The 13,564-nt window shown below is 61.5% G+C and carries 15 protein-coding genes and 1 pseudogene; 9 read left to right on the forward strand and 7 right to left on the reverse strand.

Going from position 1 to position 13,564, the window contains the following annotated elements:
• Positions 1-117: 117 nt before the first annotated feature.
• The 6 genes and pseudogenes from AB4N42_RS20315 to AB4N42_RS20340 all read left to right on the forward strand — a co-directional run bounded on the left by AB4N42_RS20315 (position 118) and on the right by AB4N42_RS20340 (position 6,179).
• A pseudogene (locus tag AB4N42_RS20315) lies at positions 118-3,043 on the forward strand (monovalent cation/H+ antiporter subunit A).
• Entirely contained in the window at positions 3,043-3,387 is a 345-nt protein-coding gene (locus AB4N42_RS20320) for a Na+/H+ antiporter subunit C (RefSeq protein WP_030141296.1), read from the forward strand. Before AB4N42_RS20315 ends, AB4N42_RS20320 begins: the two are co-directional and overlap by 1 nt.
• On the forward strand, positions 3,384-5,069 hold the full coding sequence (locus AB4N42_RS20325) for a monovalent cation/H+ antiporter subunit D (protein WP_258650606.1): 1,686 nt from the start codon (positions 3,384-3,386) through the stop codon (positions 5,067-5,069). Before AB4N42_RS20320 ends, AB4N42_RS20325 begins: the two co-directional genes overlap by 4 nt.
• On the forward strand, positions 5,066-5,554 hold the full coding sequence (locus AB4N42_RS20330) for a Na+/H+ antiporter subunit E (protein WP_030141294.1): 489 nt from the start codon (positions 5,066-5,068) through the stop codon (positions 5,552-5,554). Before AB4N42_RS20325 ends, AB4N42_RS20330 begins: the two co-directional genes overlap by 4 nt.
• Complete coding sequence (locus AB4N42_RS20335; protein WP_030141293.1) at positions 5,551-5,829, forward strand: K+/H+ antiporter subunit F; 279 nt, start codon at positions 5,551-5,553, stop codon at positions 5,827-5,829. The genes AB4N42_RS20330 and AB4N42_RS20335 overlap by 4 nt, the downstream gene beginning before the upstream one ends.
• Positions 5,826-6,179, forward strand: a complete 354-nt coding sequence (locus AB4N42_RS20340; RefSeq protein ID WP_431145642.1) for a Na+/H+ antiporter subunit G — start codon at positions 5,826-5,828, stop codon at positions 6,177-6,179. Before AB4N42_RS20335 ends, AB4N42_RS20340 begins: the two co-directional genes overlap by 4 nt.
• Positions 6,180-6,259: 80 nt before the next feature.
• On the opposite strand, the gene AB4N42_RS20345 is transcribed toward AB4N42_RS20340, so the two are convergent.
• The 3 genes from AB4N42_RS20345 to AB4N42_RS20355 form a co-directional block, all read right to left on the reverse strand.
• On the reverse strand, positions 6,260-6,697 hold the full coding sequence (locus AB4N42_RS20345; protein ID WP_030141291.1) for a DUF3995 domain-containing protein: 438 nt from the start codon (positions 6,695-6,697) through the stop codon (positions 6,260-6,262).
• A gap of 138 nt (positions 6,698-6,835) precedes the next feature.
• Complete coding sequence (locus AB4N42_RS20350; RefSeq protein WP_030141290.1) at positions 6,836-7,846, reverse strand: ABC transporter substrate-binding protein; 1,011 nt, start codon at positions 7,844-7,846, stop codon at positions 6,836-6,838.
• Positions 7,847-8,033: 187 nt separating this feature from the next.
• Positions 8,034-8,483: a hypothetical protein gene (locus tag AB4N42_RS20355; RefSeq protein WP_217861986.1), complete on the reverse strand. Its 450-nt coding sequence runs from the start codon at positions 8,481-8,483 to the stop codon at positions 8,034-8,036.
• 409 nt (positions 8,484-8,892) lie between these two features.
• Between AB4N42_RS20355 and AB4N42_RS20360 the strand changes: the two genes are divergently transcribed.
• The 3 genes from AB4N42_RS20360 (at position 8,893) to AB4N42_RS20370 (ending at position 9,809) form a co-directional block, all read left to right on the forward strand.
• Entirely contained in the window at positions 8,893-9,129 is a 237-nt protein-coding gene (locus AB4N42_RS20360) for a hypothetical protein (protein ID WP_148290004.1), read from the forward strand.
• 122 nt (positions 9,130-9,251) lie between these two features.
• A complete protein-coding gene (locus AB4N42_RS20365; protein WP_181290429.1) occupies positions 9,252-9,482 on the forward strand; it encodes a hypothetical protein in 231 nt (76 codons plus the stop codon).
• 90 nt (positions 9,483-9,572) lie between these two features.
• Positions 9,573-9,809: a DUF2789 family protein gene (locus AB4N42_RS20370; protein ID WP_030141288.1), complete on the forward strand. Its 237-nt coding sequence runs from the start codon at positions 9,573-9,575 to the stop codon at positions 9,807-9,809.
• A gap of 192 nt (positions 9,810-10,001) precedes the next feature.
• On the opposite strand, the gene AB4N42_RS20375 is transcribed toward AB4N42_RS20370, so the two are convergent.
• The 4 genes from AB4N42_RS20375 to AB4N42_RS20390 form a co-directional block, all read right to left on the reverse strand.
• Positions 10,002-11,402, reverse strand: coding sequence for a methyl-accepting chemotaxis protein (locus AB4N42_RS20375; protein ID WP_460115232.1), 1,401 nt, complete (start codon positions 11,400-11,402; stop codon positions 10,002-10,004).
• Positions 11,329-11,610 (reverse strand): hypothetical protein, encoded by a 282-nt coding sequence (locus tag AB4N42_RS20380; protein ID WP_460115233.1) that lies wholly within the window; start codon positions 11,608-11,610, stop codon positions 11,329-11,331. The genes AB4N42_RS20375 and AB4N42_RS20380 overlap by 74 nt, the downstream gene beginning before the upstream one ends.
• Before the next feature lie 171 nt (positions 11,611-11,781).
• Positions 11,782-12,186, reverse strand: coding sequence for a TraR/DksA family transcriptional regulator (locus tag AB4N42_RS20385; protein WP_460115234.1), 405 nt, complete (start codon positions 12,184-12,186; stop codon positions 11,782-11,784).
• A gap of 325 nt (positions 12,187-12,511) precedes the next feature.
• On the reverse strand, positions 12,512-13,534 hold the full coding sequence (locus tag AB4N42_RS20390) for an ABC transporter permease (protein ID WP_030141285.1): 1,023 nt from the start codon (positions 13,532-13,534) through the stop codon (positions 12,512-12,514).
• Between the last annotated feature and the right edge of the window lie 30 nt (positions 13,535-13,564).

Raw genomic sequence — 13,564 nt, forward strand, 5'->3', positions numbered from 1 at the left:
AAACAACCCTAAACAGGAAAAATCCATCTAACTTGTAGGATTCTGCGACACCCTCGCGGTTGGTGATCGGGAATACGCCACGTATGATCCCGGACAACCTTTGCCGAATAGAAACCTATGTCACTGATAGTTCTATTGCTTTTGCCCTTCATCGGCAGCTGTGTCGCGGCGCTGTTGCCGCATAACGCCCGTAACGCCGAATCCCTGCTGGCCGGCCTCGTGGCCCTGTTCGGCACGATACAGGTGGCCTTGTGGTACCCGCAGATCGCCGACGGCGGCGTGATTCGCGAGCACTATGACTGGCTGCCGAGCCTGGGCCTGGATTTCGTGCTGCGCCTGGACGGCTTCGCCTGGCTGTTTTCGCTGTTGGTGCTGGGCATCGGCACGCTGGTGTCGTTGTACGCTCGCTACTACATGTCGCCGGACGATCCGGTGCCGCGTTTCTTCGCGTTTTTCCTGGCGTTCATGGGCGCCATGCTCGGCCTGGTGATTTCCGGCAACCTGATCCAGATAGTGTTTTTCTGGGAGCTGACCAGCCTGTTTTCATTCTTGCTGATCGGCTATTGGCATCACCGCGCTGACGCTCGACGCGGTGCCTATATGGCCTTGATGGTGACCGGCGCCGGCGGGCTGTGCCTGTTGGCCGGGGTGATGCTGCTCGGCCATGTGGTGGGCAGCTATGACCTGGACAAGGTCCTGGCCGCCGGCAACCTGATCCGTGACCACGCCCTCTACCCCATCCTGCTGCCGCTGATCCTGATCGGTGCGCTGAGCAAAAGCGCCCAGTTCCCTTTTCATTTCTGGCTGCCCCACGCCATGGCCGCACCCACGCCCGTGTCGGCATACCTGCACTCGGCGACCATGGTCAAGGCCGGAGTCTTCCTGCTTGCGCGGTTGTGGCCGTCTCTGTCGGGCAGTGAAGAATGGTTCTACGTCGTCGGCGGCGCCAAGCGCGTGCACCCTGGTGCTGGGCGCTTATTGCGCGATGTTCCAGAACGACCTCAAGGGCCTCCTCGCCTATTCGACCATCAGCCACCTCGGGTTGATCACCTTGCTGCTCGGTCTGAACAGTCCACTGGCGGCGGTGGCGGCGGTGTTTCATATCCTCAATCACGCCACCTTCAAGGCTTCGCTGTTCATGGCCGCCGGCATCATCGACCATGAGAGTGGCACCCGGGACATCCGCAAGCTCAGCGGCCTGGTGCGGCTGATCCCGTTCACCGCCACCCTGGCGATGGTTGCCAGCGCGGCGATGGCCGGGGTGCCGCTGCTCAATGGCTTCCTTTCCAAGGAAATGTTCTTCGCCGAGACCGTGTTCATTTCCGCCACGGCCTGGGTCGAGCTGGCGCTGCCGATCATCGCCACCATCGCCGGGACCTTCAGCGTCGCCTACTCCCTGCGCTTCACCGTGGATGTGTTCTTCGGTCCGACCGCCACCGACCTGCCCCTGACACCCCACGAACCGCCACGCTGGATGCGCGCGCCAGTGGAACTGCTGGTGTTCACGTGCCTGCTGGTGGGCATCTTTCCTGCCCAGGTGGTGGGCTCGTTGCTGGCCGCCGCCGCACTGCCGGTGGTGGGCGGCCCGCTGCCCGAGTACAGCCTCGCAATCTGGCATGGCCTGAACGCGCCGATGATCATGAGCCTGGTGGCAATGTCCGGCGGCATCGTCCTGTACCTGTTGCTGCGCAAACAATTCAAGCAAGGCCGCATCAAGCATCCGCCGTTGATCGGTCGCCTCAGCGGCAAGCGCTTGTTCGAGCGCTGCCTGGTGTTGATGATGCGCCAGGGTCGGCGCCTGGAACGCAAGATCAGCACGCGGCGCCTGCAAGCCCAGTTGTTCTGGCTGGTATTGGCGGCGGTATTGGCCGGGCTGATTCCGATGATGAACAGCACGCTGGTCTGGGGCGATCGGCCGAAAATCCCCGGTTCCGTGGTGTTCGTCGTCCTGTGGGTGCTGGCGATTGGCTGCGCCCTGGGTGCCGCTTGGCAGGCCAAGTATCACCGTCTCGCGGCGCTGACGATGGTCAGTGTCTGCGGCTTGATGACGTGCGTGACCTTCGTCTGGTTCTCGGCTCCGGACCTGGCCTTGACTCAATTGGTGGTGGAAGTGGTCACCACGGTACTGATCCTCTTGGGCCTGCGCTGGCTGCCACGGCGAATCGAGGACGTGTCTCCCCTGCCCAACAGCGAACGCCGGGCGCGGGTCCGGCGCCTGCGGGACTTGTTGCTGTCCGTCGCGGTGGGTGGCGGCATGGCGCTGTTGTCCTATGCGATGCTGACGCGCCAGACGCCCAACGACATTTCATCGTTCTACCTGAGCCGGGCCCTGCCCGAAGGCGGCGGCAGCAACGTGGTGAATGTCATGCTGGTGGACTTCCGTGGCTTCGACACGCTCGGGGAAATCACCGTGCTGGTGGCGGTGGCCCTGGCGGTGTTCGCCCTGCTGCGGCGTTTTCGACCGCCCAAGGAAAGCATGCAACTCCCGGCGCAACAGCGCCTGCTGGCGCCGGACGTGGTCACCGACCTGGTCAACCCGCGCCACGCCAGCGACACCGCGCTGGGCTTCATGATGGTGCCGTCGGTGCTGGTGCGCCTGCTGCTGCCGATCGCCCTGGTGGTGTCGTTCTACCTGTTCATGCGCGGCCACAACCAACCCGGCGGTGGCTTCGTCGCCGGCCTGGTGATGTCGGTGGCGTTCATCCTGCAATACATGGTCGCCGGCACCCAATGGGTCGAGGCCCAGATGAGCCTGCGACCACTGCGCTGGATGGGCACCGGGCTGTTTTTCGCCACTGCCACGGGCCTGGGGGCGATGGCGGTGGGTTATCCGTTCCTGACCACGCACACCTGGCATTTCGAACTGCCGTTGCTGGGTGATATTCACTTGGCGAGCGCGCTGTTCTTCGACATTGGCGTCTACGCCGTGGTGGTCGGTTCCACACTGTTGATTCTCACCGCCCTGGCCCACCAATCGGTGCGAGCCCATAAACCGGGCCTGCACGCCAGGCCCGTAGCCCCGCTCAAAGGAGCCAACGCCTGATGGAAGAAGTCATCGCGATTGCAATTGGCGTGCTGGCCGCCTCCGGTGTCTGGCTGGTGCTGCGCCCACGGACGTTCCAGGTGGTGATGGGCCTGTGCCTGTTGTCCTACGGCGTCAACCTGTTCATTTTCAGCATGGGCAGCCTGTTCATCGGCAAGGAGCCGATCATCAAGGACGGCGTACCGCAGAACCTGCTGCACTACACCGATCCGCTGCCCCAAGCGCTGGTGCTGACCGCCATCGTGATCAGCTTCGCCATGACCGCGCTGTTCCTCGTCGTATTGCTCGCGTCCCGGGGACTGACCGGCACCGACCACGTGGACGGCCGGGAGCCCAGGGAATGATGTTGACACCTCACTTGATCGCCGCGCCCATCCTGCTTCCGTTGCTGACCGCCGCGTTGATGCTGATGCTCGGCGAGAAACATCGACCGCTCAAGGCGCGGATCAATCTGTTTTCCACGCTGTTGGGCCTGGGCATCGCCGTGCTGTTGCTGGCCTGGACCCAGGACCAGCCCTTGCCCGCCTCCATCGGCGTCTACTTGCCGGGTAACTGGCAGGCGCCGTTCGGCATCGTGCTGGTGGTCGATCGTCTCTCAGCCCTGATGCTGGTGCTGACCGGCATCATCGGCGCCTGCGCCCTGCTGTTCGCCATGGCCCGCTGGGACCGGGCCGGGGCGAGTTTTCACGCGCTGTTCCAGATTCAATTGATGGGCCTGTACGGGGCGTTCCTGACGGCGGACCTGTTCAACCTGTTCGTGTTCTTCGAGGTGCTGCTGGCGGCGTCCTATGGCCTGATGCTGCACGGCTCGGGCCGGGCACGGGTCTCGTCGGGGCTGCATTACATCTCGATCAATTTGCTGGCTTCGTCGCTGTTCCTGATTGGCGCGGCCCTGATCTACGGCGTCACCGGCACGCTGAACATGGCGGACCTGGCGCTGAAAATCCCGCTGGTGCCGGAAGCCGACCGGGGCCTGCTGCACGCCGGGGCGGCGATCCTGGCCGTGGCGTTCCTGGCCAAGGCCGGCATGTGGCCGCTGAATTTCTGGCTGGTGCCGGCCTACAGCGCGGCCAGTGCACCGGTGGCGGCGTTGTTTGCGATCATGACCAAGGTCGGTGTCTACACGATCCTGCGTCTGTGGACCTTGCTGTTCTCCGGGCAGGCCGGCGCCTCGGCGTATTTTGGTGCCGATTGGCTGGTCTACGGCGGCATCGCGACGATCACCTGCGCGGCGATTGCGATTCTCGCGGCCCAGCGCCTGGAGCGCATGGCCAGCCTGAGCATCCTGGTCTCGGCCGGCATCCTCTTGTCGGCCATCGGCTTCGCCCAACCCAACCTGGTGGGCGCGGCGCTGTTCTATCTGGTGAGCTCGACCCTGGCGCTGTGCGCACTGTTCCTGCTGGCCGAGTTGATCGAGCGATCGCGCTCGGCCAATGACTTGGCGCTTGAAGATGACCTCGATAGCCTGCCGCGACCGCTTGAGTCGCTGCAGCCACCCAAGGGCAGCAACCTCGATGACGAGCAGAAAGCCGTGGTCGGCCAGGTGATTCCCTGGACCATGGCGTTCTTGGGCCTGAGCTTCATCGCTTGTGCGCTGCTGATTATCGGCATGCCGCCGCTGTCGGGTTTCATCGGCAAACTGAGCCTGCTCAGCGCGCTGCTCAATCCCGGAGGGCTTGGGGCGAGCGGTGATGTGCCGGTGTCCAATCAGGCGTGGGGCCTGCTGGCATTGCTGATTCTTTCCGGATTTGCTTCGCTGATCGCTTTCTCGCGCTTGGGCATCCAGCGCTTCTGGACGCCGCAAGAGCGGCCTTCGCCACTGCTGCGACCTTTCGAATGCGTGCCGATCATCGCGCTGCTGGGCCTGGGCATCGTGTTGAGTTTCAAGGCCGAGCCGTTGCTGCGCTACACCCAATCCGCCGCCGATGCGTTGAACGCGCCTGAACACTATGTGATGGCGGTGCTGGCTACCCGCGCCGTCCCCAACCCGCCAGCCAGCGCGCCATTGCAGGCGGTGCAGCCATGAAGCGCCTGTTTCCCGCACCCTGGCTGTCCCTGGCGTTGTGGTTGCTCTGGCTGTTGTTGAACCTGTCCCTCAGCGCCGGCCATCTGTTGCTGGGCGCGGCGCTGGGTTTCCTCGCACCATTGATGATGCGACCGCTGCGACCGCGCCCCATCCGTATCCGTCGACCGTGGGTCATGCTGCGGCTGTTCCTGCTGGTGGGCCGCGACGTACTGGCTTCCAACCTGGCGGTTGCCTGGGGCGTAATCAACGCAGGACGCCGCCCGCCTCGCTCACGGTTCATCAAAGTGCCGCTGGACCTGCACGATGCCAACGGCCTGGCGGCGCTCGCGATGATCGCCACGGTGATTCCCGGGACGGTCTGGTCGGAGTTGGCGCTCGATCGCAGCCTCTTGCTGATGCATGTGTTCGATCTGGAGGACGAGGCGGCGTTCATCGCGCACTTCAAGGCCACCTATGAGCGCCCGTTGATGGAGATTTTCGAATGAGCCCGCTGCTGTCCAACGCGATCCTGCTGAGCCTGTTCCTGTTCTCGCTGACCATGGTCCTGACCCTGGTGCGCCTGTTCAAGGGCCCTTCGGCACAGGATCGGGTCCTGGCCCTGGACTATCTGTACATCATCGCCATGCTGATGATGCTGGTGCTGGGGATTCGTTATGCCAGCGATACCTATTTCGAGGCGGCGTTGTTGATCGCCCTGTTCGGCTTCGTCGGCTCGTTCGCGCTGGCCAAGTTCCTGTTGCGTGGCGAGGTGATCGAATGAACGGGGAATTGTCGATGTGGGTGCAAATCCCGGTGGCGATCCTGCTGGTGTCCGGCAGCCTGCTCGCCCTGGTCGGCGCCATCGGACTGGTGCGCTTGAAGGACTACTTCCAGCGCATGCACCCGCCCGCCCTGGCTTCGACACTGGGCACCTGGTGCGTGGCGCTAGCCTCGATCATCTACTTTTCGGCGCTCAAGTCCGGGCCGGTGCTGCATGCCTGGCTGATACCGATCCTGCTGTCCATCACCGTACCGGTGACCACCCTGCTGCTGGCCCGGGCGGCGTTGTTTCGCAAGCGCATGGCGGGAGATGATGTGCCGGCGGAGGTGAGCAGCCGCCGTACCGACTGACAAACATCTCGAGCCAGTACAGCATTTGTGGCGAGGGAGCTTGCTCCCTCGCCACGGGACTTGCGATTATCTGCACGCGCTCAAGCCCACGCCACCGCCAGCAACCCTGCCCCCAACACGACGCATAACGGCGAGTACACCCAAGTATCGAGCCGGGCAAACGTCGAATCCTTGACCTCCTTGAAGAAGCCCACCAGGTTCGACTCGCCGATGGCGCGGGCGAACATCAGCAAGGCAATTGCGCTGATCAGCCATTGCAAGGCGCGGTGGGTCACGGGCGGTGCGATCAGCCCGACCCGCAGGCACACCAGCACCGCGATCATCAACAGCGCGAGGGCCACCAACAGCGTCAGCCAACCCGATGGGTTGAAAGCCGGTTGCAGCGTACCGCCCTGCTTCACCGCAACCTGCGGCACGACCGCTGAAGCAGCCCAGCGGCCCCCCAGCGCCCAATACAAATGAATCAAGCTGATGGTCGCAAAGACTGCGACCAGCGACCGAGCCAATAAAAGCGTCATTCGCCAGCCTCCTGAAAAAGGTTGAACATTCATCCTAGCTCGAATTTGGCATTTCGCTGGACCGGCAAAGATTGCCAGTTTCCAGCGAATAACGACTTGCCCAGGATCAACTGTTCAACGGACTGGCGCAGGAGCTCGCTACAGCCCGGCGGAAACCTTGTCGGCGACTTCCTTGGGGACCCAGGCCTGCCAGACCTGAGGATGGGCCTTGAGGAATGCCTCGGCGGCCTCGCGAGACGGCGTGCGGTTCTCGCTCATGTCGGCCAGGGCCTTGTTCAGCGGCTCGATGGGCAGGTCGACCTTGCTGAAAAACTCGGCGATGTCCGGGTGTTGCTGCTGGAACGGCGCGGACACACCAATCGACAGCTTCGACGCCAGGGACCGGGTCGGTTTCGGATTGGGGTTATCGGCATCGGTCAGGGTTTTCCAGGCCTCGGCATCGAACGGCGGTTCTTGCAGTTGCACCAGCTTGAATCGCCCGAGCAACGGCGTGGGGGACCAGTAGTAAAACAGGATGGGCTTGCCACGGCGGATCGAAGAGGTGATTTCCGCGTCGAGCGCGGCGCCGGAACCGCTGCGGAAATTCACGTAGCTGTCGGAAAGGCCGTAGGCCTTGAGCTTCTGTTTATTGACCACCTCGGACGTCCAGCCGATGGGGCTGTTGAGAAAGCGGCCCTTGTCGGGACTTTCCGGGTCCTTGAATACGTGCTTGTAGCGCGCCAGGTCCTCGACGCTGCGCAAGTCCGGCGCCAGGGGCTTGATGCCCTTGGCCGGATCGCCCTTGATGACGTATTCCGGCACCCACCAGCCTTCGGTCGCGCCTTTGACGGTATCGCCCAGGGCAACCACTTTGCCCTCGGCCTCGGCCTTGACCCACACCGGACTGCGACCGGCCCATTCTTCACCGATCACTTGGATGTCGTTGTTGGCCAGGGCGGTTTCCAGAGTGATGGTCGTCCCCGGCAGCGTGTCGGTCGATAGACCGTAGCCTTTTTCAACAATGATTCGCAGCATATCGGTGATCAGGCTGCCGCTTTCCCAGTTCAGGTCGGCGAAATGGATCGGCGCCGATGCAGCAGACGTCGGAAGGGGTGAAACCAACACACCGAGGGTGGCCCAGGCAGCCAACCACTGTCGAACTCGCTTCATGCTTGATACCTCATGCCGAACACAGCAATAAACCGAACGGACTGGCGAACCAGACGCAAGCCTCTGAATAGTTCAGTCAATTGACTGTAGCCAAGGTTCCGGCAAGAGCCTTTAAAACTGTCACGAACAGGGAAAGGGCGAAGGCCAATCAACCCGATTCATCATTTCTTATACCAACGGTCACTTGTTACTCACTGGCCTTGAATGTCACAAGTTCACCTTTGCGCCATTTGGCAGCCTTGGCGGTGACCGCTTTCAGGGTCTTGGTCAAGCCTTCCTGCAATTGTTCATTGGCGGCAAATACGGTGACCACGCTGTGGCCTTCCTTGAAGAGGATGGCGTGGCCGTCGGCCGTCGTGACGAAGGCATAATCGCCAAGGCCATAAACAGTCAATTTGATTTCACGAAACCTGATTTCAAACTTGCCGCCCTCGCGACTTGGCAACACTGCCGCGCGGAAATGATCACCAACCTTGAGTTCGAGCCGCGGCTTGTCATCAACCACCAATGCCGACTCAGTATCGATTTCGGCAACATAGATGCCTTCGGCGGTCTGCTCGGTGATGTAGACAAAACGTGACTGGAATAGCTTAACCAGCTTTGCCCGCAGATCACCCAGTACAAATAACGCATGCATGTCGAGATTACTTACTGCCAAGGAAACATCCCCATCTTTATACGGCCACCCTTGGAGGATGGACCACGAGAACCCGCACGGTCGCAATGACCGGTAGTTGAATTCGAAGTGAACGGCGCGCCCAGGCCCGGGGCGAGAAAAGACTAAAGGATTGTCGCTCTCGCTGTCTTTCCCGGCGGTCACCAGAGGCTGAAGGAAAACGCCACTGTGACCATCGGAAAAGGTGGGACTACTAACTTTAGGGAAATTTCTCACTTAAAAAAGCTTTTTTCTGACATCGAGGCCAAAAAAAATTGCTTTAGATAGCACAGCCGCCCCCACGGTGTAGTCGATTCTAGAGCAGCCGATGGCGCGCAGACTACTCGAAATAACCGGCAATTCGTCGGTAAACCATAGAAAAGGAATTCGCATGGCAACTTCCACTACCCTGATCCGCCCTGTTACCCCCAGTATTGCCCAAGCCCGTGGGGCTGCTGACGATGGCGATTATCTGCCCATTGCGTTGGTCCAGCCGCGTTACAGGGTTGTCCTTGCCGGCAGGTGTTTTTTTCACATCGAAGAAACATCGACTGGACGTGTAAGAGGTTTCCGCGCCGATCACAACGAAGCCTGCCATCTGGCCAGAAGCCTCGAACAGCGCGCTTGAGCTCATTTATCAGCCGTCCATGACTTAACTCAGCCGTGCCACGACAAGTGCTGCCATACTGGCTGCCCAAAAAAGACCGCCGCTCATTGGCGGTCTTCGCAGAAGAAGAAGGGAAGCGCGACGTGACGGAACTTGATATCGGTGATTTTTTTATTCGAGGCGAGGCCAGAGAGGTCGAAGGCGAATTCCAGGCGGTGATTGTCATGCGCGCCAAACCACCGTTGACCGCCATCACCTGTCACCAGGTGGAAAAGGATCGCTGGTTCAAGACTCCTGAAGTTGCCGCCCAGGCAGCCAGGGAAGCGGCGAAGGCCCTCAAGCGCGCCATCGACGAAGGTGCGCTGAAAGCTTGAAACCGATCGAACTCCTGACGACTGCTTGCCTCAGATAGAAGGAAGCAACCGAGGCGCCATGACGGCGGCAGTCCAGAGGAGTCCTACAAAATGGAACAACCATCCCACGAGCTCAAAACCCTGTTTGACCAACTCGGCCTGCCCTCGGACGGCACAGCCATCGACGATTTCATCATGGCGCACCCGCTGGACCCGAATACCAAGCTGGTCGATGCGCCCTTCTGGTCAGATCAGCAACAAGACCTGCTTCGGGAGTGGCTGCTTGCTGACGGCGAAGAGGCGGTATTGGTGGATCAGTTGAACGTGCGTCTGCACGACGGGAAATAACCCCTACATGAGCCAACGACAGTTAAGTTTTTGTGGCGAGGGGATTTATCCCCGCTGGGCTGCAGAGCAACCCCTCGAAAAACCGGTATGCAGCCCCCTGACGTAGCGCAGCGATAGCTATGAGGGGCGCTGCGCACCCCAGCGGGGATAAATCCCCTCGCCACAGGTTAATCATATTGCCGGTGATCAGGCTCAGCGCGGCTTCTCGGGCTTGTAGCCCAACCGCAACCCACCCCAATGACGCCCCTTGAGCATGATCGGCACCGACAGGTCATGCATCAACTCACCGGTGTCCCGGGTGTAGGTTTGCAGCAGCACTGGCTGCTGGTGACTGCCACAGCGAATCCCCGTGCGGTCGGAGAACTTGCGTTTGGTGCGGTTGCTCAGCGTGTCCACCTGGGGATCGCCCGTCAGCGGCTGGCAGAACGCGTTGTTGTGGGTCGGCACGTAGCCTTGCTGGGTGCAGGCAATCGCAAACACCAATCCTTCATGTCGTGCCAGCAACGGTTCCTGGATCGCCGGCAGCACCTGGTCGGTGTAGCGGTCGAAACGCGTCTGGAACTTGGCTGGATGGGTATTGGGGATGGGTTGGTAGTTTCGGTCGAACAGATCGTCCAGGCTGATGCGGCCCTGGTCGATGTCCGCCTCGAATTGCGCGGCAATCCGGCTAGCCCCTTCCCGGGCCAAGTCATAAACCCGTTGGTGATAATCGTCCAGGCCCACCTCGGCCAGGCGCTCGCTGATGGTTTCGGCCTGGCCCTCCATCTGCACGGCCGCTTCGGCCAGGCGCTGGGTCTGCTGGTCGCTGATGGCCAGGTCACCCCGCATCTGCTCGATGGCATGGAACAGGCTGTCCAGTTGCTCGCGATTGGTGTCGGTACCTTGGGCGATGGCGCTGACCTGGGTTTCGACGCCAGCCGCCAAGCGAGCGATATTCTCCAGGTGCTGGCCCGTGTGCTCGACTTGCTGCACGCCGCTGTCCAGGTCGCCGGCCAACTGACGGATCTGCTCGACGACTTGCGCGGTGCGCTGCTGGATGTCCGCCACCATCACGCCGACCTCGCCGGTCGCCGCGGCGGTGCGCCCGGCCAGGCCGCGCACCTCATCGGCCACCACCGCGAAGCCACGACCATGTTCACCGGCCCGCGCTGCCTCGATGGCGGCGTTGAGGGCCAGCAGATTGGTCTGGCTGGCAATCGACTGGATGACCAGGCTCACGCGCTGGATTTCATCGCTGCGCACGCTCAGCGCTTCGATCAGTTCACGACTTTCATTGGCGCGCTGGCTGAGCTGATGCATGCGACTGATGGATTCCACCAGTTCGCTGCGCCCGGCCACGCTGCTGCGATGAGCCTCGCTGGCCGCCCCCAAGGCCTGTTGGCTGAGCTGCGAGGTGGCCTGTTCGGTGGCGATCATCGATTCGGCATTGCTGACGATCTGCGCGGCGGCACCCAGTTGCGACTGGACCTTGCCGGCCAACTGCTTGACGGAATAGGCCACGCCAGCTGCGGACAGCGCGTTATGGCTGGTGGTATAGGAGAGGTCGCGGGTCAGCTCGGCCAGGCTGTCGTTTGCCGCTTGTGCCGAGCACATTGGCCAGGCGCGAGCGCAGGCGTGGCAACCAGACAATGAGCATTGCCAGGGGCAGGCCCAGGTACAACGGCCACCCGCCCAACGTCACGCCGCACAGCAACACAACCAGCGCCAGGCTTTGCAACGTCGGCGCCAGCCAGCGCGCCGTACCGCGCGCCACAGGCACCGAGGCCGACGCTGTCGCCGCCAGAGATCCGTCTGTCGCCATTTTTCGTCACCCACATTTCTCGTTGTTATGCCAGCATTAAACGCCACTACCGAGCCATTATCCATGGTCCATTAGTCGTGTTTTCGGCTACAGATCAAGAAGCGTGAAGATCAGAAAGCAAAAAGATCGCAGCTTCGGATGAAGGGCTGCGATCTTTTCCAGAAACGGGGATCAGGCCTGACGTTGGTGCTTGTCGATCTGCTCGTGGCGTTCTTGAGCTTCGATGCAATATTTGGTGGTCGGGCTGATCAGCAGGCGCTTGAGGCCGATAGGCTCGCCGCTGTCATCGCACCAGCCGAAGCTTTCATCGTTGATGCGGTCCAGGGCCTGCTCCAGTTGCGGCAGCATGCGTTGGTCGCGATCGATGGCGTTGACCAGCCAGGTTCGCTCTTCTTCTACGGAAGCAGCGTCCGCCGGGTCGGCCGGGCTGTCCAGGCTTTCAATGGCGATTCGGTTCTGTTCGATGCGCTCGTGGGTTTCGACTTTCATGTTCTGCAACAGCTTGGTGAAGTAAGCCAGTTGCTCGGCATTCATGTAGTCATCCGTCGGCATGGCCAGCAACTTTTCCTTTGTCATTGATTTCTCTATAAAAAAACGTGCATTAAGGCGAATTATGGAGCGTCCCGCATCAAGCGGCCACGCTCATCGGAAAGGCGCCGTCTATTCCAAGCGCCACCCGGCACTCAATTTACGAGGGGCGGCAGTCTAAGGCCGAGTTGGGGCGTCAGCAACCGAAAACATGGGGAAAATGTCCGACAAGTGCTTCAAATGCCGTTTAACGGGCCTCTGCCAGCCGTCGAAGTGCGTTTATAACAAGAAATTCGCTGCAATGGCTGTACTAAGAAGACAAATGGCAGCGCCACGCGGGTCAGGCGTGGCGCTTTGTCGCATCAAGCGGGCGTTAACGTTTTAGCTTGCGCTTGTTACGGTACTGATCGATCACCACCGCGACCACGATAATCAAGCCTTTGATGATGTCTTGGATGTACGCATCGACACCGACGAAGGTGAAGCCGCTGGCCATGACCCCGAGGATCAACGCGCCAATCACCGTCCCGGTGATGCGCCCCACCCCACCGGCGAGGCTGGTGCCGCCGATCACCGCCGCGGCAATCGCGTCCAGCTCATACGACATGCCCATGCCCGCCTGCCCGGTCGCCGCCCGCGCTGATGCCACCACACCGGCCAGCCCCGCCAGCAGCCCGGCGATGCTGTAGACAATCACCAGGTGACGCTTGACGTTGATGCCCGACGTTCGCGCCGCCTGCATGTTACCGCCAATGGCATAGGTGTACTTGCCGTACTTGGTGTAGCGCAGGGCAATGTGGAAGATCACCGCCACCACCAGGAAGATGATCACCGGCATCGCGCCATGGCCGATGGCCGTGTACGAATCGGACAACATGCTCACCGGCTGGCCTTCGGTGTAGTAGCGCGCCAGGCCACGAGCCGAGACCATCATGCCGAGGGTGGCAATGAACGGCGGGATGCCGGTCACGGCAATGATACTGCCGTTGATCGCCCCCGCCAGCAGCCCTACGCCGAGCCCCGCCACCACCGGGATCCACACGGGCAGGTCAGTCAGGGAGGGGAACACCGCCCGGGCGAAATCGGAGGTCTGGGCCAGGCTGGCGGCGATCATCGCCGACAGGGCCAGCACCGAGCCCGATGACAGGTCGATGCCGGTGGTAATGATCACCTGGGTCACGCCAATGGCCAGCAAGCCGATGATCGACACCTGCAGGATCATCAGCACCAGGCGCTGGGAGTTCATCAGGAAGCTCTGGTCGCGCATGATCCAGCCGAACAGCTCGAACACCAGGCCGATGCCAATCAGCACCAGGAAGATGCTCAGTTCCGTCGGCAACCGCCGACGCGTCCTGGCCGGTGCGGCCGCGGGTTTGTTTTCCAATATTGCGTTCATAGCCATTTACCTTTTTTATCTGGACTGACG

Source organism: Pseudomonas sp. H2_D02, assembly GCF_054677635.1.

Excerpts from the sequence above, each read along its gene's own strand:
- AB4N42_RS20320 (WP_030141296.1), top strand. The coding sequence starts at position 3,043 with ATGGAAGAAGTCATCGCGATTGCAATTGGCGTGCTGGCCGCCTCCGGT.
- AB4N42_RS20325 (WP_258650606.1), top strand. The coding sequence starts at position 3,384 with ATGATGTTGACACCTCACTTGATCGCCGCGCCCATCCTGCTTCCGTTG.
- AB4N42_RS20330 (WP_030141294.1), top strand. The coding sequence starts at position 5,066 with ATGAAGCGCCTGTTTCCCGCACCCTGGCTGTCCCTGGCGTTGTGGTTG.
- AB4N42_RS20335 (WP_030141293.1), top strand. The coding sequence starts at position 5,551 with ATGAGCCCGCTGCTGTCCAACGCGATCCTGCTGAGCCTGTTCCTGTTC.
- AB4N42_RS20340 (WP_431145642.1), top strand. The coding sequence starts at position 5,826 with ATGAACGGGGAATTGTCGATGTGGGTGCAAATCCCGGTGGCGATCCTG.
- AB4N42_RS20345 (WP_030141291.1), bottom strand. The coding sequence starts at position 6,697 with ATGACGCTTTTATTGGCTCGGTCGCTGGTCGCAGTCTTTGCGACCATC.
- AB4N42_RS20350 (WP_030141290.1), bottom strand. The coding sequence starts at position 7,846 with ATGAAGCGAGTTCGACAGTGGTTGGCTGCCTGGGCCACCCTCGGTGTG.
- AB4N42_RS20355 (WP_217861986.1), bottom strand. The coding sequence starts at position 8,483 with ATGCATGCGTTATTTGTACTGGGTGATCTGCGGGCAAAGCTGGTTAAG.
- AB4N42_RS20360 (WP_148290004.1), top strand. The coding sequence starts at position 8,893 with ATGGCAACTTCCACTACCCTGATCCGCCCTGTTACCCCCAGTATTGCC.
- AB4N42_RS20370 (WP_030141288.1), top strand. The coding sequence starts at position 9,573 with ATGGAACAACCATCCCACGAGCTCAAAACCCTGTTTGACCAACTCGGC.
- AB4N42_RS20375 (WP_460115232.1), bottom strand. The coding sequence starts at position 11,402 with ATGTGCTCGGCACAAGCGGCAAACGACAGCCTGGCCGAGCTGACCCGC.
- AB4N42_RS20380 (WP_460115233.1), bottom strand. The coding sequence starts at position 11,610 with ATGGCGACAGACGGATCTCTGGCGGCGACAGCGTCGGCCTCGGTGCCT.
- AB4N42_RS20385 (WP_460115234.1), bottom strand. The coding sequence starts at position 12,186 with ATGACAAAGGAAAAGTTGCTGGCCATGCCGACGGATGACTACATGAAT.
- AB4N42_RS20390 (WP_030141285.1), bottom strand. The coding sequence starts at position 13,534 with ATGAACGCAATATTGGAAAACAAACCCGCGGCCGCACCGGCCAGGACG.